Here is a 19,717-nt window from a genome sequence, read left to right as displayed (position 1 = left end):
CGGGCGTGGTGGGCGAAACGGTCCTGGGTGGGGAACCGGCGCGGCCGTTGGCTGCGCGTGTTGGCGGGTGCGTCATCGCCAGACGCTGACTCGGCTGCGGCTGCGGCTGCGGCTACGGCTGGGGGCTCGGCGAGCCACCCCGACGTTGCATTCAAGGGTCCGAATGGCTGTTGGCGCTGCTCGCACACCGGTTCGGCCGTGCGGAGTCGCGCCGGCAGGTGCTGATGTCCGCCTGGCGATGACATGCTGTCGCACTGCCTGCCGGTTCCAGCGCTACTCCGGCCCAGGTCGCCGTCGTCCTGGGCCGGAGTAGTGCTGCGAATGTCGGGCTTCCTGATCAGACGAAGTTCACGTCGCTGCACCACATGTAGGTCTGGTCGAGGTGCGATGCCTGCCAGATGACGAAGACGATGTGATGTCCGGTGTATCCGGATGTCGAGACGTTGAACGAAATGTTCTGCGCGGGCGCGTATCTCCCGGTCTGCGTGATGAAGTCGAGGTTTCCCCAGCCGAGGCGCTGGGTGGCCGGGTTGAACCCGTTCTTGCTGACGTAGACCCGGAAGAAGTCAGCACCGTGGCTGGCCTGGTCGTACAGCTGGATCGTGAAGTTGCGGCTGACGTTGGTCGTCTTCCACGCTCCGGGCTGGTTCAGGCTGTCGTTCCTGGACAGGGCGTTGCTGCACAACTGTCCGTCCGGCGTACGGCCTTGGAAGTTCCCGCCGAGACCGTCCCGCAGCGCGCTCATCCAGTTCCACATGGTGTCGGGGTTGGCCTGAAATGCCCGCCAGCACATGGGGTCTTGCTGCTGCATGGCCGGGTTCGTGTGGTTGCTTCCCCACGTCTGCCAGCACTTGTATGCCCGAGTTGCCGGGTTGATGACCGTCCCATGGGCCTGGGCCGCACCGGCCCAGGGCAGCATGCCGACCATCATGGTGAGCAGCAGGACAACCGCTCGAAGGGGCTGGCGTAGGACCGGCCGGGATCGTCCGCCGGATTGATCGGGCTTACGTGAACGCATGGTGCTTCCTCCGTTCTTCGGCGCTAAGGTCCGCATGGGAGCGCTTCCAAGACGAGCTTGACACCTACCGCTCGACATATCAACAGACGTCGATGAGATTGATGGATCGGATTGGTCGGGGTCACCGTCGAGTGCGGCTCACGGTCCGTCCGCTCCAGACCCCAGCCAAGGTCGCCGTTGCCGAACAGAGGTTCGCAGAGGCACCGGACGGCTGGCGCAGCACCTTCAGGACGCTGTTGTCCAGGCCCTCGCCCGGTCGCCCTGCCGGCGCGAGCAGATGCAGCTGCTCGCGTAATCAGCGCGACCGCAAGGCCGTGCCTGCCGCGGGCAGGTGGTGCGGCGGCGCTACGTCGACACTCGGCAGCAACGTTCCTTACCTGCGCCGGCAGGTCGACCCGGCCGCCGCCACGCTGAGGATCGTCGATGTTGCCGAAGCAGTCCAGGCGTGCTGAAATGGCTCACATCGCCGCAGCGCGGGGGCAACCGCGCTGGGAACGGCCAGCACGGGAGCATCGCAGTGCCGGTAGCGCGCCGCTTTGGCAGACGCTCGCGCGCCGCATCGCCGGGCCATCTCCACGACGACGGGCACATATCCCGGGCAGATGTCCCCGCCGTTTGTATCCCCGCTGTGTGTCTTGCGAGAGCCGACGCGCTCAACGTCTGACACGCCGGGCGTCCGATGTGTTCTGCCAACGCACCAGAACCGGCGACGAGGTGAGAAGCAGTCATGACTTCCCGAGAGACTTTCGCGGGGTGGTACCGGAACCGCTTCGTGTGGGTGGCGGCGATCCTGGCGATGACGGCCGGCGCAGTCGTGCTGGCCAACTCCGCCGATTCCGGGGCGGAGCCGGCGGATCTGCAAGCGCAGATCATGACCCGGATGCGGACGACGCTCGAACGAGCGGATCCGGGCCAGCACAACCACGCTGGGCACAACGTCCGGCAGGCGTCCACCGGGCAGGAGGCGAAGCCGACGGTGATCTGCGGGGTCCGCGTCTACGGTTACGAGCCGGCCGAGGCCACCGCGCTCGTCGACGTGCAGACGGTCTACGGCTTCCACCTCTGCGGCATCGCCGAGCCGAAGCGCCCCTGGGACTGGGCCGTCAAACTGGCCGGCCCGGTGATCATGGACATGTCCACCGAACCCCCGGGCATTCAGGTGGTCGAGGCGACCGCCGACGTCATGTTCGTCGACCGGCTGCGGGAGATGTTTCCGAACAAGTACGCGGATCTGGCACTGAAGGAAGCGCTGGCCGGCCCGGAAATGGCCGACCTGCGCCGCCGGTACGACGCCGCGGCCGGGCTCTGACCATCTCCGCGAAGGGCACCCAAATCCGTTCGGTGGTCCACCCTCCGGCATACCGCGACAACACGACCTCGTCGGCCCGGCGAAGCGCCGTAGATCCAGGCAGCCCCTCCAGCATCGAATCCGTGCTCTTGCTGCCAGGGGCGGACACGCGGCTGCGGTGCCTGTGGCGCGCGGGTCGGCATCCGCTACGACCGTGGCGACGCCAGAGCGACCTACACCTGCCCTCGGACTGTCAGGGGCAACTGCCAGAATGGCTGCCGTTCGACCGTCCGGCGCGAAAATGGGGGATTTTATGGGCATGGTGCTGTCGTTCACCCGGGTCACCCCGGAGGAGCTGGACCGGGCGATGACCGACCCGGAGTGGGCGATGGAGCACGTGGTCGACGACGAGGACCGGCCGGGCTGCTTCCTGGAGAAGGCCTGGGCCGGCATCCAGTTCCTGCTGGACGAGGCCGAGGTGAGGGTCGATCTCTATGAGGACGGCGACTCGATCGACGAGGAGGGTCTCCTCTTCGCGTAGGACGGCGCCCTGGTCGCCCACGCCGCCCGGGCGCTGAGCGCGGCGCCGTTCGAGGTGTTGGCCCGTCACTACGACCCGAAGCGCATGATCGAGCGGAACGTCTACCCTCCCGTCTGGGGCGACGACGACCTTGGATACCTCGAATTCCACCACGCCGGGCTGGTCGAGTTCTTCGTGGCGACGGCCGCGGCGGGCGACGCCGCGATCCGGGACTTCAGCTTCTGACGCCGCCCCCGTCGGAGGTCTGGAAACTGGTGCGCCGCTACGGCTCCGCGCACACCAGCGAGCAACTCGCCGAACGGCTCAACGCCGCCGGCTTCGACCATCACGACGATCTCCTGAATGGTCATGCCCGCCCTGCTACCCACGGCCAGGCGCGTCCACTCGAATCCGTCCAGATCAAAGGCCCTGACGGCTTTGTCGCGGGCCCTGAGCGGTAGCCCGCCCAGCCCTGCTGGCTACCACCCGTCCGACTCGGTGAACACCTGACCGAGATCGCGGTTTCGGAGCGCCAGCTCGGAGATGAAGAACATCAACGACCCGCCGTTGGGGAAGCACCACGACCCGTGGTTGCTGGAGAGCGTGAGCAGATGCCGATCGCCTTTATCGAGGCGTGCCTTCAGCGGAGAGGTCTCCATCAGCGGCCACCCGAACGCCTGCTCGTCCGCCCTCAGCCGCCCTGGATCCTCCCGCCAGGCATCCCCGAACCGCTCGAGCATGAAGCTGAACAGGTCGCTCTCGAACTCCTCCCGCACTTCATCATCGGGCTCGAACCGCTCCCACACCGACGACGAATACTCGGTGTAGGGACCGGGGACGGAAACCCCGCCCCGGGCGTGCAACGGCACGACCTTGAACTCCGCCAAGGGCTCCGGCGGCGCGACCTCGACGGCCCGCCCGGAGTCCGCCGGAACGACTGCGCAGATCCGACGATCGTTCAGGCTGAAGCCGATCGGCGGATCCAGATAGAAGAAGTTGAGCACCCCGGTCCGTACCGGGGCTTGTTCCCCCACCCAGGACGCCATCTCGTCCATGTCCAGTACGCGAACAGGCTGAGTGGAAGCTCGTCCGCCACCGGCCAGGCCGTGCCTGGCTCCAGCAGCGCGGGTCCGCCGAGCCGACACAACCCCGTGGCCGGCCGCTCGGCCGTGGCGGGCCGCAACTCGAACCCGGGCCGAGCCAACTCGGCAAGCTGCCGCCCGAGCCGCTCTCCGAGCCGGTCCACGCACAGTGCCCGATTGGCGGCCAACACGCTGTCAAGATTCATGGGCCGCATTCGATCAGAGACCACCGACTCGATGACGGCGCGGCCGCGCCATCGCCGAGCCGCTGCCGGGCCAGCTCCAGCATCTTGGCGCTGGACCGGCCGCCTGGTCGGCGAGCACCTGCGGCGCGGCACGAAGCCGGGCGGCGCTCGGGTGATGCGCCCTGCTCGGCTGCTGGTGCGGCACGGAACGCGTACCGCGAAGGTTCCTGCGGGGGACAGGGGCGACGCGACGAGGCCGCGGTGCTCGACGCGGCCTCGTCAGATCGCCGGCGGGTACGGGTCGGCGTCGGCGTACCGGGCGGCGGCGCTTCGTCAGGACCGCCACCGGCTGCGCTGCCCCCGCAGCGTGCCGCTGTCCGGGGCGAGATCCGATGCGGGGCCGGCCGGGTGAAGCGGCGGGATCAGCCCAAGTTGTCGAGCACGAACGCCCGCATGAGCTCGGCGCACTCCGCCGCGTGCGTCTCCAGCAGCAGGTGCCCGCCGTCGTAGATGTGCGCGTCCATGCGATCGAGGGCACGATGGTAGGCGAGGACCTCGTCAACGTCGAAGTACGGATCGTGCCGTCCCCACAGCACGAGCGCGGGCGGCTGGTGAGCGCGGTGGTACTCCGCGAGTTCGTCGAAGCGGGCGACGTGGTTGGCGTAGTCGGTGAACAGCGCGAACTGTGCGTCGACGTTGCCGGGTCGGCGCATGCGCTCCCAGTCGAGGTGCCACGACTCCGGAGCGTGCAGGGCCCGCAGGTGTTCGGGCAGGCCGGCGAGGTACTGGTCGCGGGTGCCGGCGAAGTTCAACCAGTCTGGCAGTTCGGCGCGCCTGTCGTCGGTCGGGTCGGCCCAGTATGCCCTGGCGCTGTCCCACTGCTCGCCGAGGCCGTCGTGGTGGGCGTTGCCGCTCTGGACGATGAGGCCGCAGATGCGAGCCGGAGCGCGGGTGGCCAGGTGGTATCCCACTGGTGCGCCGAAGTCGTGCAGGTAGACGAAGAAGCGCTCCATCCCGAGCTGGTCGAGGAGCCTCTCGATCGTCCACGAGAGGTTCTCGAACGTGTAGTCGTAGGTGTCGATGGTGGGCGACGAGGACATGCCGAAGCCGGGAAGATCGGGTGCGATCACGTGCGCGACGTCGGCGAGGGTGGGCATGACCTCGCGGAACGTGTGCGACGAGCTGGGGAACCCGTGCAGCAGCAGCACCGCCGGCTGGCCGGGGCGCCCGGCCTCGCGGTAGAACACTTCCAGGCCGTCGACGTCGGCCTGTCGATGGCGGACCTTCTGGATAGCCTGCATTCCGTCCTCCAGTTGGCTCTTTGACGGCGGTCATCGCCGGTATCGGCGCCAAGCCTGGCGACCATCGGGTGGACGATCACCGTCGCGGTCTTCGCGGGCCGTGACGAACTGTCGTACGCCGAGCAGCGGCGCGAGCGCCGCCGCACTCACTCACCAGCCCATCGTGCCCGACGGAGACCGCTGTCGGCCGACCGTTTCCGCACCCGCGTCCGCAGGCTGCCGCCGGCGGCGCGCAGGCGCTGGTGAGCGGCCAGCATGGTTGTCGTGGGCACCTGACCCGGTGCCCGCGGCACCGGGCGCCGCCCGGGCCAGGCGATCGAGCCGCCGTCGCGTGGCCCCGAATGGGCGACGCGCCCTTCTGCCGGCGCGGCGGTTGGGCGACGGTCACCACCGTCTCGTGGCGGTACCGAAGTCCCCGTCCCGCATGCCAGAGCGAAGGTAGGCAGAGGCGCGATGGAGGTGACGCCGTGCTGATCGCCTCGATGAGCGTCTCGGCGGACGGCTGTATCGCCGACCGTGAGGGCGAGTTCGGTGGCTACCTGTTGGGTCGCAGGCTCTACGAGACCATGCTGGTGTGGCAGACGGACCCCTTGATGCGCGACAGCGAGCTCGGGGCCGCGTTCGCCGACGTCTGGTGTGCCCTGCCGAAGGTCGTCTTCAGCCGCACGCTCGACAGCGTTCAGGGCAACGCCCGGCTCGCCGAGGCGTCGGTGGCCGAGGAGGTCGCCGCCGCGCTCGACGCGACCGACAGGGACGTCTCGATCGGCGGCGCCGGACTGGCCGGGGCGGCGTTCGGGCTCGGCCTCGTCGACGAGCTGCGGATGTTCCGCTATCCGGTCGTCGTCGGTGGCGGCACGCCTCTCCTGCCGCCGGTCACCGAACACGTTCGGCTGGACCTGGTCGAGACCAGGACGTTCGGCCCGCGCGTGAGCTACGAGCGCTACCGCCGCGTTCGCGGTGAGTCGGGCTGAGACCGCCGTCCGGGTCGTCGCGCCTGACGAGAACGGGCGCCGATCGAGGGCCCCGTCGTCCGGCTCCGGATCCAACTCGAGCCGGCCGGGCTGCGCGGGCGGCTCTGCCGGCTGCGGAAGCCCTCGGTGGAGACCGGGCCGGGTCGTACGCTCCGGCCGTTGGGCGGGTGTGACCCGACGGAGGTAAGACGGCTACACGAACGAAAAGACGCGTTCCTCCGGGTCCACGACCGCGGCCAAAAACGCTCCAGGCACGAAGGCCGGGTCATCAGCGCGGATCGTCTCGGCCTCGAAGGTGGCGAACCCAGTACCACTGATCCGCAGGCGGAGCTTCAGCCCGGGATCCTCCCCACCCAGGTGGTTGGCCACCGCGAGGATTTCCGCCGTCGCGGCGACACCAGTAGCGGCGAGCCGCCGCGCGTCGCGGCGCGAGCGAGTGACCAGGCGCAGGCCCCATGCTCCGAAGCCGCCGCCGATGATCGTCGCCAATAGGCCCCCGGCGAGCAGGCCCCAAAAGTCTGCGGCAGACAGGCTCGGGCTCTGCGATACGGCTACGGACAGCAGGATCGGTCCGGGCAGACAGATCGCCAAGAACATCACTCGGCAAAGCAGTGCGCCGATCGGACCGATGCGCGTCTCCGCCTCCCGGGGTGTAGGCGTCATCCCCACACCCTAGGACCTGTATCGAAGTCGGGGCCAGGGCTCGAGCTGGCTTCAGATCTTCGCGTGTCAAAGGTCGAATGTAGGCGAGGCCTCCGGTAGATGGCTCAGCGACCAAGCGAAACCTGAAGCCAGAGACCTCGTGGACACCTAGCGGTGACGAGGCGGTTCGACCTGACCGACGTGCAGTGGGCGGTACCGGCGCCGAAGCGGCCGGGTCGACTGTCGTTGTGGAGCAGACGGCAGTTGATCGACGGAATCGGGTAGCGGATCCGGGTGGGTGCTCCGTGGCGGGACGTGCCACCGCAGTACGGGTCATGGTCGGCGTTGTATGCCCTGTTCCGCCTCTGGCAGCGCGACGGGACCTGGATGCAGCTGCTCACTGCGTTGCAGACCCTTGCCGACGCTGCCGCCCGGATCATCTGGGACGTGTCCGTAAACTCGACCAGCGCCCGCGCTCACCAGCACGCCGCCGGGGCGCGGACAAGGGGGATCCGCAGGCGAACCGCCCGGCGGTATCAGTGCCGGGCCAGCCGAGCATGCGCTGGGCCGGTCTCGCGGTGGGTTGACCACGAAGCTGCACCTAGGCTGCGAACATGGCCAAAAGCCCCTCGCCATCATGCTGACCGCCGGGCAGCGCGGCGACAGCCCTCAATTCATGCCGGTCCTGGCCGCCATCCGCGTACCCCGCTTGGTCACTGGCCGACCGAGGACCCGCCCGGACCGGGTCCTGGCCGACAAGGCATACACCTCGAAGGCCGGGAGGACCACGGTGCGCCCACGGTCGCCTCACCGGATTAGGCGCGTCGATACGTTCCGTCACGGTCGGGTTGCATTATCGGACGGACTTGCGGGCGTATTGGGCTAAACGGTCCTGGGCGGGGATCCTGGCTGCGCGCGGTTGGCGAGCCCGACATCGCCAGACGTCGCCTCCGGTTACGGCTCCGGGCCCGGCGAGCCACCCTGACGCTGCACTGAAACGGTAGGCGGGCGGAAACGATTCGGTGAGGGACGGGTGACCGTCCCTCACCAGAATCGACCGTGCCGGTCAGGACAGGAACTTTTCCATGGCCGCCGCGATGACGGCGGTGTCCGGCGAGGCGTACGCCGTCATGGTGTTCTTGTTGTAGGACGAGAGGAAGGTCGGGCACCGTTTCGCCGGCGTGCTCACGGTGCCGCCGTCGCCGATCTTCTCGGCGGTCTTCGCCGCGTAGAAGGTCAGCTTGTAACGCGACGCGGTGTAGTCGATGGTGATCCGCTGACCGACGCCCGTGTATTTGCACTCGAGGGGCGTGCCCTCACCGCCCCCTACGAACTCCAGGCAGCCGACCACCGACACCGACTCCATGTTCTCGGCGTAGTACGGCCTGCTCGACGCGATCGACGTCGATGACCAGAACGCCGGCCGGTCGGGGGAGTTGGCGAAGACGTACGCCTTCGCACCCGTCGCCCCGCTGTAGGCAGCCGCGTTCAAGATCTGACGGCCCTCGCAGACGTTGCCAAAGTCGTTGGTGGAGCGGGCGGTCACCGCGTTGTCGCCGGGCTCGGATGCCAGCGGGGTGGGGGTGACGTCCGTGCCCGGCTCGCTGCTGGCTGCCCTCGGGGTGCGATCCTCGTCGTCGAGCAAGACGATCCCGACTCCGACGCCGCAGAGCAGGACCACCACGGCGGCGCACAGGCCGATGATCCGGCGTTTGTGCGACCTTCGCGGCGGCGGAAGCGGGGCCGTGAACCGCGGTGGCTGCCCTGGCTGGCCGTATCCGCCCTGCCGGGCCGGTGGGCCACCTGAAGGGGGGAGGTTCGGGTCCGGCTGCCCTCCGTGCGGAGGGTGGCTCTCGGTCATCTGCAAACCCTTATCGCTGTCGACGTGTACCAGGCACGGGGATCGTGCAACAGGGTAGTGAGCGCTCCAAAATCGCCTGGGTTCGCCACCCAGCGGCGCGTCGTCCCGCGCACCGTACGTCGGTGCCGGTGCCGCGTCCACTAAGGACTGTATCGAAGTCGGCGTGGCGCGGTCCTCTAACCTCCGGCCGACCAGAGCCTGGCCTGCAAGTCGTGGGTCGCGTGCCACAGCACTACAGCCTGGAGGGCCTGTCACGCCCGCTCGCGCAGCAGGGCGTTCCCGGTCCGGTAGAGCTCGACGAGCAGCGGGCGCAGCTGCGTGCCGGCGCGGGTGAGGCGGTAGCAGGTACTCGGCGGGAAGGTGCGGGAGCGGTCGCGCTCGACCAAGCCCTGCCCGGTCAGCGCCGCGAGCCGCTCGCTGAGCACCTTGGCGCTCAGGTCGGGCAGCGCCGCCTGAAGATGGCTGAACGATCGGGGGCCGTGCATCAGTTCCCGCAGCACCAGGGTGGCCCACCGGCCGCTCACCGCGGCGAGGGCGACCTCGACGGGGCAGCTGGACTGCGGCCGGCGGGTAGCGCCGCGCTGGTCCGGCACCAGGTCACGATCCCAGCCGCCGCTCACCTTTGGTTACCTTCGCGAGCAGCATCTTGACTGTCAGCATGTCTGACGATCTCCACATCCACCCCAAGAGTGTCCCGCTCAGCGACAGCGCGGCCGAGCACCCGTCGGTGTTCGCCCGCGCCTTCAACTCCGGCGACGCCGCGGCGGTCGAGCAGGTCTACGAACCCGGAGGCTTACTCGTCACCGCCCCCGGCCAGCCCGTCACCGGTGCCGACCGGATTGCGGCCAATCAGCGCTTCCTCGACCTCGGGTCTCCCATCGAGGTGCGGCCCCGCCACGTCTACGTGGCCGACGATATCGCCCTGCTCATCGTCGACTGGAGCATTGACGGCACCGATCGCGACGGCCAACCCGTGCACATCGAGGGCACCGCCACCGATGTCGCCCGCCGCGGTCCCGACGGCCGCTGGCGGTACGTCATCGACAACCCGTTCGGCACCGCCGAGCCGGCGGTCCACCAGGGCAAACGGTAGGGCGGCACCCCGACCGGTTCCTCCTCCGCACCCCGTTCACTCGGTATGAATTCCGGGCGACTCCCAGGCGCTGGAACCCCAGGGTCCCCCCACCGATCCACCGATGCCATGATCGAACCTACTGAAGGGGGACCGATGCGCGAGATCTCGACGCAGGTACAGATCGACGCGACGCCGCAGCGGGTCTGGGAGGTGCTGACCGACTTTCCTCGCTACGCACAGTGGAATCCCTTCATCCGGGAGGCGGCCGGTGAGGCCCGGGTCGGCAGCACCCTGAACCTGCGCATGTTCCCGGCCGCCGGGCGTCCGATGTCGTTCACGCCGCGCGTCCTGGTGGCCCGGGAGGCGGCCGAGTTGCGCTGGCTGGGCCGGCTGATCCTGCCCGGGATCTTCGACGGGGAGCACCTGTTCGTCCTCACCCCGCACGACGGGGGCACGCGGGTGGTGCAGAGCGAGAGGTTCTCCGGGATTCTGGTGCCGCTGTTCGGGAAGGTCGTCGACGGCGCGGTGGCGGACTTCGAACGGCTCAACGAGGCGCTCAAGGGCCGGGCGGAGAACGAGAAGCGGGCGTGAACCGATCCCCGAACCGGCCGGGGCCGGCCTCCGCGCTGCGCTTCGCCACCGAACTGGTGGCCTGGGTGGCCACCCCGTGGGCGCTCGCCGGTCATTCGGTGCTGCTGGCCGTGGCATCGGTGGTAGTGCTCGTCGCGCTGCCCACGATCTTCGCGACACCGGGGGACAAGAAGCACGTCGTCGTCGCCGTACCCGGACACGTGACGATCGGACTGGTGCTTCTGCACATGGTGGCCGCGGTGGTGGCATCCTGGCTGGCTTGGCCGCTGCCGGCGGCGATCGCCGTTTGGATCCTCGTAGCCGCCTCGTTCCTGGCGGAACTGCCACGGTGGCGCTGGCTGGTCTCGACTGGCCGGCCAGAGCCCGAGCCTCCCGCATCGCGGGCGTGATCCGGACAGCGGCCCGCAAGGAGCCCAATGGCCGTCGCCGGGTATACCGGGCCAACCAGTGGATTGTCTGCCGCGTCCGCGTCCGCGTCCGCGTCGGCCTGTGGCCACCGGCGACCGACAGGTCAAACGCGTTGACCGACGACGCCTGCACCCTCACCAGCACCTCACCAGCGCCGGCCTGCGGCTTCGGGGCCTCGGTGACCTCAGGCATCGCGCGTGCGGTCGTGCCCTTCGGCACCGCCGCTCGCATTCGTCGAAGACCACAACCACAGATCTCAGCCACCCGGCGCCGCGACAACCCCTCGAACGGAGGTCCGCCGCCAGCTCGGCTACCCGCACGCCGCGATGCGGGCCCTCGGGCGCGGGAGGCTTCGTCGGCCTGCCTTCGAACTGCAACCGGTCGAGCGATCGGTGAGGGTGCAGGGTGTAGCCGGTGAGCCGGAGGCCATATGGGGGCGGGTCGGGCAGATCCAGACGGCCGCCGACCATGACCCGGGAACACCGGCTGGCGGCGCGGGGCGAAAACTGCGGGTTCAGGTGCTGGTGTCCGTCTGACAGGATGCGGCCATGGCGACCACGGCATCGAGCGGAGAGGGCGCACGACGGGTCGTGGTGGTCGGGTACGAAGGTTCCGAACTGCTCGACATCGCCTGCGTCACGTCCACGCTCGCCCTGGCTGGTCGGATCGCCGGGCGCACGCTGTACCGCACGGAGCTGGTCTCTCCGCACGGACAGACAATCCGGTGCGACTCGGGTCTGGAGGTGCACAGCAGCGGATCGCTGCAGCGCGCGACGGGACCGATCGACACGCTGGTCGTAACCGGGGGACAGGGACACGAGGCCGCCGCCGCCGAACCGACGGTCGTCGCGCACGTCCGACGGCTCGCCGCGCTTGCCCGACGCACCGCCTCGGTGTGCACCGGCGCCACCGTGCTCGCCGCCGCTGGCCTGCTCGACGGCCGTCGGGCGACCACCCACTGGCACTACGCCGAGGTGCTCGCGCGCCGCTACCCTTCCGTTCACGTCGATCCCCGGCCGATCTTCATCCGGGACGGACACGTCGCCACGTCCGCCGGCGTCACCAGCGCCCTCGACCTGACCCTGGCGCTGGTGACCGAGGACCACGGGCCTGACCTGGCTCGCGTCGTCGCGCAGGCGCTGGTCACCTATCTGCAGCGACCCGGCAACCAGGCGCAGATGAGTGTCTTCGCCGCACCCAACCCGGACCACGTCCTGGTCCGTGAGGCCGTCGCCTACGTCACCGCACACCTCGCGACGACACTCGACACCGCGACGCTGGCCAGACACTGCGGAGTCAGCACCCGGCAACTGCACCGGCTGTTCATCGAGCACCTGGGTACGCCGCCCGGTCGCTTCGTACGTCGCACCCGGTTGGACACCGCCGCACGTCTCCTGTCGACCACCGGCCACCCGATCGGCATGATCGCGCGCTGGTGCGGGTTCACCTCACTGGAAACCCTTCGACAGGCCTTCGTCGCGCAGTACGGTGTTTCGCCGTCGCAGTACCGGGCGGTGTCGTCGGCCCTCGGCGTGGGCACGGACTGTTGAAAGAGTCGTCCCTGTGCCAGGAGTGCCAGGATTTCTGACGCGACGTCGGGCCAGCCTCGTCCCCCTGCCCGCCGTGCGGTCACAGTGAGCCCATGAGCTCATCTCGGGCCGCAACCCGCCCGCGGCGCCGCGTCGATCACTGTCCCGGTGCCACCAGCGGACATCCGTCGTGAGCACCTGCCGATCCTCAAGGAGTCACCATGAACAGCGCTGAAGCACCGCGCCGGCGAGGTAGGGGCATGCTCCTCGCCCTGTCCCTCGTGACCACCACAATCGTGCTCTCCTCCACCTCGGCGGCGCCCGCCACCGCGTCACCGCCGAACACTCTCGCCGAGGACCGGATCACCGAGATTTTGGCCTCCGATCCCCGCGCGACCCGGCTATCCGCCAATCAGGTCGCCTGGCCGAACGACGGTGTCGTCCTCACCGTCACGGACGTGGACGCCACTGGCAGCTGGTGTGGGACCGGACGCGCATGCATCCACGCCGACGCCAACCGCGCCGGCTACGGCTACGCCTTCTACCGGTGCGGGACATACCGACTCCCGGAGTACGGGTTCCCCACCGGCCAGCGCGGTGGCGCCTCCTCCTGGTACAACAACCAGACCGGCGGTGCGAAGATCAGATTCGAGGACGAGTGGTTCACCCTGACACCCGTCACGGCCGGGTACGGGTTCGGCAACATGCCGAGCTACATGAACGACCGCGCCTACTGGCTCAGCCTGCTGTGCTGACGAGACAGGCGCGCATCTGGAACCTGATCGCAGACTCGCGGTCGGCGCCTGGAAGAGCAGGAGCGCGTGCCTACCCGCCGTCGAGGTCGTTGCTCGGCTGCGGCTGCTGAAGGCGACCGGCGGTCCGGACCGGCCGAGAGCCCGGCCCGAGCCGCCGGTCGTCGCGGCGCGGCGACCGACTGACCGACCGGGCAGGCTGCGGCGACGGACGCACGCCGATTCACTCCCTGCGCGCAACTGGCGGCGGCCTCGCGCCGGCTCCCGCCCTCCAACGGCAGCCCTACGACCTCACGCCTGGCGACCGAAAAGCGTGAGCCTGGCAGACGGGCCGTTCTACGGGTTGACCATGCTCCTGGCCGGGCTGGCGGTCGCCCTCGATGCCCGCTATCCCCGCTGGATCGCGGTTGCCGGGGCGATCGCCGGCGCGGTGGTGCTCACCAATGGCCTGCTGGCCTTCGCCGGGGTCGGATTGGCGCCGGCCGGCGGCACCGACCTGATGCTCTTCGTGGTGGTCCTACCGCTGGAATCCCTCCGGCTCATGATCCTCGGCCGCATCATGTGGCGGCACGCCAAACGCCCAGCAGCCCAGCCGCCGGTCGAGTAGGGGGTGAGCGAGTTCTTCGGAACGGCACTCGGCCGCGCTGGCGGCGCCGCGGACCCGAGGAACCCCGCCGCCGCACCTGCCCTGTATCGATGTCCCCGGCGCCGGCGACCACCGTCCAGCGCGTTCGGATGAGCTGCACGTCCCGGCATACGCCGGACCTTGCCCATGCGGCGACAGTACGCATGTTCGATCGTTCGGCGGGGGGGTGGTGGCGAATCAGGGGGGAGTGGGTCACTCACAGCGGTCTTCGGCGCCCCGCCCGTACGGCTCGCAGCAGTCGGGTCGGTGCCGGTAGACCCGAAGGCCGCGGCCGTGCCGGTGGCTGTACTCGGTCGTGATCTCGTATAGGCAGGCCTGCCATACGAGGGTTGCCCCACCGCCGGGCACCACCTGTCCGTCACCCGGCCCGCCGCGCAGCAGCACGTCCACCCTCCGACGGTACGTCCACCACGAGCGCGCGACGCGGCTTGTGGGTATCTGTCAGCCCGAGCGGGGGTTGGGGCTGTGGTTGGTCCTCCCCGACTGAACGTTGCCCCCGAGGGTGCGCTGGCGTGCTCTTCCGATCTGGTCATGTGCTTGGGCTGCTCTGGTCATGTGCTTGGGCTGCCGCAGCCAGTCGGCGATCCGACGGAAGCCAGAACTCCGTGCATCGCCGATCGCCTCAGGACGAACTGGCGCGCGATGGCAGGAGCGATGCCGCGGCAGCGACGCACCCGCACACGGCGCTGATGCCGAGGAATGCTGTCTGGTATCCCGCCTCGGCGCTGGCTGGCTGTGCGCTGATCGCTACCAGGGCGGCCAGGCCGAGTCCACCGCCGGCCTGTTTGGCGGTGTTCATGAGTCCGGACGCGGCGCCGGCGTCTTCGTGCGGTACGTGGGAGGTCACGATCGTGGTCAGTGGTGTGTTCAGTAGCCCGCCGCCGGTGGCGATCAGTACTGCCGGCCCGAAGACGCCGGTCAGGTAGTCGCTGCTCGGGGTGAGCTGGCTTTGCCAGGCGAAGCCTGCGGCGACAACGAGGGCCCCGGCGATGGCGAGGGCGCGGGCGGGGACGCGGCGCATCAGCCGGGGTGCGACGAGGATGGCGACGGTGAGGGTGAGCACGGTGTGGGGTAGGAAGCCGAGGCCGATCCGCATCGGCGGATAGCTCAGGAGGTCTCGCATGGCCAGGGCGAGGAAGTACCACATCGGGTTGAGGGCGGCGCCGGCCAGCAGCATCGCGAGGTTCCCTAGCGCGATGTGTCGGGCACGCAGCAGCCGCGGAGGAATGAGCGCCGTGTCGGCGGCCCGCATCTCGACGGCGAGGAACGCGGTCAGGGCGATGACTCCGGCCGCTGCGGTGGTCACGGTCAGGGGAGCGGCCGGTCCGCCAGCGGAGGCCTGCACCATGGCGTATGTCAGGCAGATTAGGCCGGCCGTGGCCAGGAGTGCGCCGGGCAAGTCCAGCCGGCGGGGGCGCCCCGGCCGGCCGGGGGACAGGTGTCGCGGCGCCGTGGCGAGGGCGGCCACGCCGAGCGGGACGTTTACCAGCAGCACGGACCGCCAGGACAGGTACTCGGTCAGCAGTCCGCCGAGTAGGTTGCCTGCGGTTCCACCGGCTAGGCCGACGCCGGTCCACAGGGCAAGGGCGCGGTGGCGTGCCGGGCCTTCGGCGAAGGTCGTAGTGAGCAGGGTCAGGGTGGTGGGGGCGAGGACGGCCGCGCCGAGGCCCTGTCCGGCCCGGGCGATGCCGAGTAGCGGCAGCGTCGACGCCAGCCCGGCCAGCAGGCTGGCTGCGGTGAACAGGCCGAGCCCGGTCAGGAAGACGCGCCGGTGGCCGTGGAGGTCGGCGAGTCGGCCGCCGAGCAGCAGGAAGCCGGCGAAGACGAGCGTGTAGGCGTTGACGGCCCAGGGCAGGTCGGTGGCGGCGACGTTCAGGTCCTGCTGCAGGGATGGCAGTGCGACGTTGATGACGGAAACGTCGAGCACGACCATGAACTGCGCTGCGCACACCAGCGCGATCAAGGTGTTGGGCGCTGAGCGCCTTTTCGTCACCGGGCTCGATCCCCTCGGTATGTGATACGCCTGTATCCTATACAGGCGTATCACATAGCTGTCTCGAGGTTGTGGGGGAGGGGCGGATGCCGAGGACCGTGGATCACGTCGAGCGACGAGCCTGTCTGGTGGCCGCTCTCTTGCGGGTGGCGGCGCGTCACGGACTGCACGCGGTGACGATGCGGTCGGTTGCCGCTGAGGCGGGGGTGTCACTGCGGTTGGTGCAGTACTACTTCGACACCAAAGCTGAACTCATGCACGCCGCCTTACGGCATCTGGAGCAGCAGAGCGACCAGCGGTGGGCCGCACGCGTTGCGGCGCTGCCCCAGGAGGCTGATCCGCGGGCGATCGTCGAGGCGTTCCTGACCGAGGCGTTGCCGACCGACGAGAGCAGCCGAGACTTCCACCTCGTCTGGACCTCCTACGCGGTGCTCGCGATGACCGACCCCGACCTTGCGGCACAGCCGTTCGTCGACGGTCCGCGTCGCCTCGAAGTCCACCTAGCTGACATCCTGCGTCGCGCCCAGGTCCAGGATCGGCTGCGAGCCGGCTGCGACCCCGCCGCCGAGGCCACCCGTCTACTCGCGCTTGCGCACGGCCTGGGCACCAGCTTGTTGGTCGGCCACCACACTGTTGACACCGCCCGGGCCGCCGTCGGCTACCACCTCGACCGGCTGTTCACCAGCCGGAGGGCACAGCGATGAAGCAGCCGCAGCGGTCATGCCGGTCGCCGCGGCCGGATGGGCTTGCCCGCGCGGGCCAGGCACTCGTCGGCATTGGCATCGCCGTCACCGCGATCCAGGCGGCCAGCATCCGTCAGGCCGCCACCCCACCGCACCTGCTGGGCCGCACCGTCGCCGCGTACCGGCTGCTGTCCTACGGCACCATCCCGCTCGGCGGGCTGCTCGGCGGCGTGCTCGGCGACGCCGTCGGCCTCCGCGCCGCCCTCGCGATCGCCGCCGCCGCCGGCTGCGCCGCCCTCATCCCGCTGCTGTGCTCCGCCATCCGTAGCCTGCACGAACCACCCATCGAGGAGACATCGTGACGACGATCCGCACCGCCGACCCCACCGAGATACCCCACGTGATCGGCGAGACCGACCCGCAACGCGCGGCGACCACCGCCGCATACCTCACCGAACTGCTGGCCAAGGGCTGCACCAGGCCCGAATGGTGCTTCGTCGCCGAGACCGGCGGGCGCAGCACCGGCAGCGTCGTGCTGTGGAGCATGCCGGGCAAGGACGTCCCCAGCGACATCGTCCTGCTCCACGCCCCGTGGGACGAACCCGACCTGGCCACCGGCCGCAGACTGCTCACCCACGCCGGCGACGCCGCCCGCGCGGCCGGCGCCGTGGAGCAGGGCCACGTCCTCGACTCGCCCGCCCAGCCGCCCCAGCATCAGGACCAGCCGCACCAGCGGCGACAACTGCTGCTCGCCGAAGGGTTCCACATCAGCCGCGACGGCCACCGGTACCGCTGGACGGCCGACCGGGAGCTGCCGCTCGCCGACGACCGGCTGCGCTGGCGATCGCTTGCCGACCTCGGGCCCGAGCCATTCCTGGGCCTGCTCACCGACCTCGTCGCGGACACCCGCGACGCCCTGATCGCCGCCGACGTCGCCGAACTCGGCCCGCGCGGCGCCGCGGAACTGCTGTGGACAGAGTCACTCGCCTTCCATCACGAACCGCACTGGTACGAAATCGGCCACGACGCCGACGGCAGCGCCGCCGCGATCAGCCTGCCGGCCCACAGCCCGACTTACCCGGTCATCGGCTTCGTCGGCGTCGCACCCCGCCACCGCGGCAACGGGTACGCGGCCGCCACGGTCGCCCGCGGCACCCATCTCCTGGCCGCCGCCGGCGCCACCGAGATCCGAGGTGACTGCGACGCGGACAACATCGCAATGGTCAGGGGCTTCGAACGAGCAGGCTATGACGCCTTCGCACAGCGACTGGAGTTCCGGCGCCGACTCGTGACCCGCTGACCCAAGAGCCCGCACACCTACCGAGCCCCCCGCGCCTGGGCCCCGCATCGTCCGACTGGACGATTTGCCCATGCCTCCAACGGCCTGAAGGAGAACCGGAACTGGGGTGGTGGTGACAGCGCGGCGCGCGGAGAGCTCGACCCGTGGTGGGCGGAGGCCTGGGGTAACCACGATGCCCCGGGCCTCCGTCTGTCTGTCCGAGCCCAAGGCCCCGTACTGGGTCTTGTGGGTGAGGGCAGACATCGCCGACGTCGGCGATGTCTCGGGGCCGCGAACGAATGAGGATCGACCGCATGCAGAAAGCACCCGTTGTCGTTGTCCTCGCTCCCGCGCTCACGATCGTCTACGGCCTGGTCCGGCTACTGGACGGGGTGGATGGGCAGTACGGTCCCGGTCTCCTCTGGAACCTGGGGCATCTCGCCTTCCTCGTCGCCCTGTTCCTCTTCGGCTTCGTGGTGCTCGCCGCGCGCCGGATGATCGGCGGTGGCGTGCTGGCCACGACTGCCGCTGTCATCGGTGTGGCCGGTCTGTCAGGGCGCCGGCGGAAGTGTGCGCACGCCGTTCAAGCGCCACCGATACCGACCCAGACTGTCCCGCCGCCAGCGGGCCGTCGAGCGTGGTCATGCCCGGCTCCGTGCCCGCGGCGAGCGGGCCATCGCCACGCTGAAGACCTGGAAGGTTCTGGCCGAGCTGCGTTGCTGTCCCCGCCGCGCGACAGGGTCACGTCCCCGTGCCTGCCAGTGCCGACCGACCCCCATCACGGATCTCGCTGCTCACGCTCGTCTCATGGGCCTGGGTCGCTTTCGCGATCCGGTCCTGCTGGGCGGTGGAGATCCGGCGGACCAGCACGATGAAGGAGGCGCCGGCGACCAGGCAGGCGACTGTAGGGATCAGCCGGGCGTCGAGCGCCTCCTGGTAGTAGCGGACGTACGTGGCGAACTCCGTCTCGCTGCGGGGCCACTCGGTCAGCCGGCTGTACCGCTGGTCCTCGACCAGAGCAAGGATCCGGTCCCCGAAGTGGAACACCAACCAGCTCGTCCACCAGACCCCGACCAGCGCCGGCGTGCTCCGCCGCCAGAGGCTGTCCCGCGCCACATTGGCAACCACCCGGGCCGGCACGACGACATTGGCGAAGGGGGCCAGCCAACCGGCGATTGCCCAGGCCGGGCTCAGCGTCGGCAGGGCTCCCGGGAATGCCTCCAGGTTCTTGCGCACCCGCCAGGTCCAGATGATCACCAGCACCGCGGCGGCCAGGATTGCCAGCCCGTAGACCAGGGTGAGCAGCACCTCGGCTATCGCCGCTCCCAGCAGCAGGTCGCGGTCGAGGCGTTCGGCGGCCGTGCGGGCGATCCGTACGCCGAGCACAGGGAACAGCCCGCTCGGGAGGTACAGCAGGCTCGCCACGCCAACGGCGATCGCGGCGGCCGTGCCCAGGCCCTGGACGGGATACGTGGGCACGCCTGGTGTGACCGCCGGCTGACCAAGCGGCGTGTTGCAGCGCTGGCACTCGTTGAAAGCCGGAGACGTGGCGTCCCCGCAGGTCTGGCATTGCACGGTGACCATCCATAAAGGCGACGGGAGGTGACGCCGCAGACTAGACGATCAATGCGGTGGACTTGACCCCGCGTGCCCTGCGGATGCCCGGACGCCGCGGGTCGCGTGTGCTCGGCGAGTTGGCGTGGCCCGCGGACACCGTGCGGCGGACGGCCAACCCTCGCCCCCGCCTACACCACCGCGGACGAGCGGTACACCGTTGTTGTCAGCGGAGTCTCCGGCAAGGTCCCGGACCCTACTGAGGCACTCGACCGCATCGTCGCGACACTGCCGAGAATGTCCGACGTCAAACCCACCCGACCCGGTCCGACGGGCGGC

Annotated in this window: 20 protein-coding genes and 3 pseudogenes; 14 read left to right on the top strand and 9 right to left on the bottom strand. The window is 69.7% G+C overall.

Annotated elements, in window-relative coordinates; genetic code table 11:
- Nucleotides 1–337: 337 nt before the first annotated feature.
- Nucleotides 338–1,018 (bottom strand): lytic polysaccharide monooxygenase auxiliary activity family 9 protein, encoded by a 681-nt coding sequence (locus ACSNOB_RS04870; protein WP_436685351.1) that lies wholly within the window; start codon nucleotides 1,016–1,018, stop codon nucleotides 338–340.
- A 727-nt stretch (nucleotides 1,019–1,745) separates the two neighbouring features.
- On the opposite strand from ACSNOB_RS04870, the gene ACSNOB_RS04865 reads away from it, so the two are divergent.
- Together ACSNOB_RS04865 and ACSNOB_RS04860 are read left to right on the top strand one after the other, a co-directional pair.
- Nucleotides 1,746–2,327, top strand: coding sequence for a hypothetical protein (locus ACSNOB_RS04865; RefSeq protein ID WP_436685350.1), 582 nt, complete (start codon nucleotides 1,746–1,748; stop codon nucleotides 2,325–2,327).
- Between the two features lie 250 nt (nucleotides 2,328–2,577).
- A pseudogene (locus tag ACSNOB_RS04860) lies at nucleotides 2,578–3,072 on the top strand (DUF1877 family protein).
- 233 nt (nucleotides 3,073–3,305) lie between these two features.
- Here the strand turns inward: ACSNOB_RS04860 and ACSNOB_RS04855 are convergent.
- A complete protein-coding gene (locus ACSNOB_RS04855; protein WP_436685349.1) occupies nucleotides 3,306–3,881 on the bottom strand; it encodes a DUF1963 domain-containing protein in 576 nt (191 codons plus the stop codon).
- 634 nt (nucleotides 3,882–4,515) lie between these two features.
- Nucleotides 4,516–5,394 (bottom strand): alpha/beta fold hydrolase, encoded by an 879-nt coding sequence (locus ACSNOB_RS04850; protein WP_436685348.1) that lies wholly within the window; start codon nucleotides 5,392–5,394, stop codon nucleotides 4,516–4,518.
- 467 nt (nucleotides 5,395–5,861) lie between these two features.
- Between ACSNOB_RS04850 and ACSNOB_RS04845 the strand changes: the two genes are divergently transcribed.
- Nucleotides 5,862–6,365, top strand: a complete 504-nt coding sequence (locus ACSNOB_RS04845) for a dihydrofolate reductase family protein (RefSeq protein WP_436685347.1) — start codon at nucleotides 5,862–5,864, stop codon at nucleotides 6,363–6,365.
- A gap of 192 nt (nucleotides 6,366–6,557) precedes the next feature.
- On the opposite strand, the gene ACSNOB_RS04840 is transcribed toward ACSNOB_RS04845, so the two are convergent.
- The gene (locus tag ACSNOB_RS04840) at nucleotides 6,558–7,028 is read right to left on the bottom strand and encodes a hypothetical protein (RefSeq protein ID WP_436685346.1); all 471 of its coding nucleotides are present in this window, start codon (nucleotides 7,026–7,028) and stop codon (nucleotides 6,558–6,560) included.
- Between the two features lie 153 nt (nucleotides 7,029–7,181).
- Between ACSNOB_RS04840 and ACSNOB_RS04835 the strand changes: the two are divergent.
- Nucleotides 7,182–7,809: pseudogene (locus ACSNOB_RS04835) on the top strand (IS5 family transposase); the annotation flags it as partial.
- Nucleotides 7,810–8,073: 264 nt separating this feature from the next.
- Here ACSNOB_RS04835 and ACSNOB_RS04830 read toward each other — a convergent pair.
- Both ACSNOB_RS04830 and ACSNOB_RS04825 read right to left on the bottom strand, forming a co-directional pair.
- A complete protein-coding gene (locus tag ACSNOB_RS04830) occupies nucleotides 8,074–8,652 on the bottom strand; it encodes a hypothetical protein (RefSeq protein ID WP_436685345.1) in 579 nt (192 codons plus the stop codon).
- 467 nt (nucleotides 8,653–9,119) lie between these two features.
- Nucleotides 9,120–9,461, bottom strand: a complete 342-nt coding sequence (locus tag ACSNOB_RS04825; RefSeq protein WP_436685406.1) for a winged helix-turn-helix transcriptional regulator — start codon at nucleotides 9,459–9,461, stop codon at nucleotides 9,120–9,122.
- Nucleotides 9,462–9,526: 65 nt separating this feature from the next.
- Here ACSNOB_RS04825 and ACSNOB_RS04820 point away from each other — a divergent pair, with 65 nt between their 5' ends.
- The 6 genes from ACSNOB_RS04820 (at nucleotide 9,527) to ACSNOB_RS04795 (ending at nucleotide 13,830) form a co-directional block, all read left to right on the top strand.
- The gene (locus tag ACSNOB_RS04820) at nucleotides 9,527–9,961 is read left to right on the top strand and encodes a YybH family protein (protein WP_436685405.1); all 435 of its coding nucleotides are present in this window, start codon (nucleotides 9,527–9,529) and stop codon (nucleotides 9,959–9,961) included.
- 135 nt (nucleotides 9,962–10,096) lie between these two features.
- Nucleotides 10,097–10,534: an SRPBCC family protein gene (locus tag ACSNOB_RS04815; protein ID WP_436685344.1), complete on the top strand. Its 438-nt coding sequence runs from the start codon at nucleotides 10,097–10,099 to the stop codon at nucleotides 10,532–10,534.
- Nucleotides 10,531–10,923, top strand: a complete 393-nt coding sequence (locus ACSNOB_RS04810) for a hypothetical protein (protein WP_436685343.1) — start codon at nucleotides 10,531–10,533, stop codon at nucleotides 10,921–10,923. Before ACSNOB_RS04815 ends, ACSNOB_RS04810 begins: the two co-directional genes overlap by 4 nt.
- Nucleotides 10,924–11,490: 567 nt before the next feature.
- Entirely contained in the window at nucleotides 11,491–12,492 is a 1,002-nt protein-coding gene (locus ACSNOB_RS04805) for a GlxA family transcriptional regulator (protein WP_436685342.1), read from the top strand.
- Between the two features lie 200 nt (nucleotides 12,493–12,692).
- Nucleotides 12,693–13,226: a hypothetical protein gene (locus tag ACSNOB_RS04800; RefSeq protein ID WP_436685341.1), complete on the top strand. Its 534-nt coding sequence runs from the start codon at nucleotides 12,693–12,695 to the stop codon at nucleotides 13,224–13,226.
- Nucleotides 13,227–13,536: 310 nt separating this feature from the next.
- On the top strand, nucleotides 13,537–13,830 hold the full coding sequence (locus ACSNOB_RS04795; protein WP_436685340.1) for a hypothetical protein: 294 nt from the start codon (nucleotides 13,537–13,539) through the stop codon (nucleotides 13,828–13,830).
- A gap of 231 nt (nucleotides 13,831–14,061) precedes the next feature.
- On the opposite strand, the gene ACSNOB_RS04790 is transcribed toward ACSNOB_RS04795, so the two are convergent.
- Nucleotides 14,062–14,259: a hypothetical protein gene (locus ACSNOB_RS04790; RefSeq protein WP_436685339.1), complete on the bottom strand. Its 198-nt coding sequence runs from the start codon at nucleotides 14,257–14,259 to the stop codon at nucleotides 14,062–14,064.
- 232 nt (nucleotides 14,260–14,491) lie between these two features.
- Entirely contained in the window at nucleotides 14,492–15,832 is a 1,341-nt protein-coding gene (locus tag ACSNOB_RS04785; RefSeq protein ID WP_436685338.1) for an MFS transporter, read from the bottom strand.
- A 116-nt stretch (nucleotides 15,833–15,948) separates the two neighbouring features.
- On the opposite strand from ACSNOB_RS04785, the gene ACSNOB_RS04780 reads away from it, so the two are divergent.
- From ACSNOB_RS04780 to ACSNOB_RS04765, 4 genes and pseudogenes are all read left to right on the top strand, one after another.
- On the top strand, nucleotides 15,949–16,566 hold the full coding sequence (locus tag ACSNOB_RS04780) for a TetR/AcrR family transcriptional regulator (RefSeq protein WP_436685337.1): 618 nt from the start codon (nucleotides 15,949–15,951) through the stop codon (nucleotides 16,564–16,566).
- A complete protein-coding gene (locus tag ACSNOB_RS04775; protein ID WP_436685336.1) occupies nucleotides 16,563–16,907 on the top strand; it encodes an MFS transporter in 345 nt (114 codons plus the stop codon). The genes ACSNOB_RS04780 and ACSNOB_RS04775 overlap by 4 nt, the downstream gene beginning before the upstream one ends.
- The gene (locus tag ACSNOB_RS04770) at nucleotides 16,904–17,845 is read left to right on the top strand and encodes a GNAT family N-acetyltransferase (RefSeq protein ID WP_436685335.1); all 942 of its coding nucleotides are present in this window, start codon (nucleotides 16,904–16,906) and stop codon (nucleotides 17,843–17,845) included. The genes ACSNOB_RS04775 and ACSNOB_RS04770 overlap by 4 nt, the downstream gene beginning before the upstream one ends.
- 531 nt (nucleotides 17,846–18,376) lie before the next feature.
- Nucleotides 18,377–18,562, top strand: a pseudogene (locus ACSNOB_RS04765) (IS5/IS1182 family transposase); the annotation flags it as partial.
- A 3-nt stretch (nucleotides 18,563–18,565) separates the two neighbouring features.
- Here the strand turns inward: ACSNOB_RS04765 and ACSNOB_RS04760 are convergent.
- Nucleotides 18,566–19,303: a DUF4328 domain-containing protein gene (locus ACSNOB_RS04760; protein WP_436685334.1), complete on the bottom strand. Its 738-nt coding sequence runs from the start codon at nucleotides 19,301–19,303 to the stop codon at nucleotides 18,566–18,568.
- Between the last annotated feature and the right edge of the window lie 414 nt (nucleotides 19,304–19,717).

The sequence above is a fragment of the Micromonospora sp. URMC 106 genome, from assembly GCF_051386395.1.
Classification (GTDB): domain Bacteria; phylum Actinomycetota; class Actinomycetes; order Mycobacteriales; family Micromonosporaceae; genus Micromonospora.
Note: the sequence above shows the minus strand (reverse complement) of the source record. Positions and strands in the feature narration are given on the sequence as shown.

What these genes read in the sequence shown, in the direction of transcription:
- ACSNOB_RS04840 (WP_436685346.1), bottom strand. Translation starts at nt 7,028, where the DNA reads ATGACGCCTACACCCCGGGAGGCGGAGACGCGCATCGGTCCGATCGGC.
- ACSNOB_RS04775 (WP_436685336.1), top strand. Translation starts at nt 16,563, where the DNA reads ATGAAGCAGCCGCAGCGGTCATGCCGGTCGCCGCGGCCGGATGGGCTT.
- ACSNOB_RS04820 (WP_436685405.1), top strand. Translation starts at nt 9,527, where the DNA reads ATGTCTGACGATCTCCACATCCACCCCAAGAGTGTCCCGCTCAGCGAC.
- ACSNOB_RS04815 (WP_436685344.1), top strand. Translation starts at nt 10,097, where the DNA reads ATGCGCGAGATCTCGACGCAGGTACAGATCGACGCGACGCCGCAGCGG.
- ACSNOB_RS04865 (WP_436685350.1), top strand. Translation starts at nt 1,746, where the DNA reads ATGACTTCCCGAGAGACTTTCGCGGGGTGGTACCGGAACCGCTTCGTG.
- ACSNOB_RS04870 (WP_436685351.1), bottom strand. Translation starts at nt 1,018, where the DNA reads ATGCGTTCACGTAAGCCCGATCAATCCGGCGGACGATCCCGGCCGGTC.
- ACSNOB_RS04805 (WP_436685342.1), top strand. Translation starts at nt 11,491, where the DNA reads ATGGCGACCACGGCATCGAGCGGAGAGGGCGCACGACGGGTCGTGGTG.
- ACSNOB_RS04780 (WP_436685337.1), top strand. Translation starts at nt 15,949, where the DNA reads ATGCCGAGGACCGTGGATCACGTCGAGCGACGAGCCTGTCTGGTGGCC.
- ACSNOB_RS04855 (WP_436685349.1), bottom strand. Translation starts at nt 3,881, where the DNA reads ATGGACGAGATGGCGTCCTGGGTGGGGGAACAAGCCCCGGTACGGACC.
- ACSNOB_RS04800 (WP_436685341.1), top strand. Translation starts at nt 12,693, where the DNA reads ATGAACAGCGCTGAAGCACCGCGCCGGCGAGGTAGGGGCATGCTCCTC.
- ACSNOB_RS04850 (WP_436685348.1), bottom strand. Translation starts at nt 5,394, where the DNA reads ATGCAGGCTATCCAGAAGGTCCGCCATCGACAGGCCGACGTCGACGGC.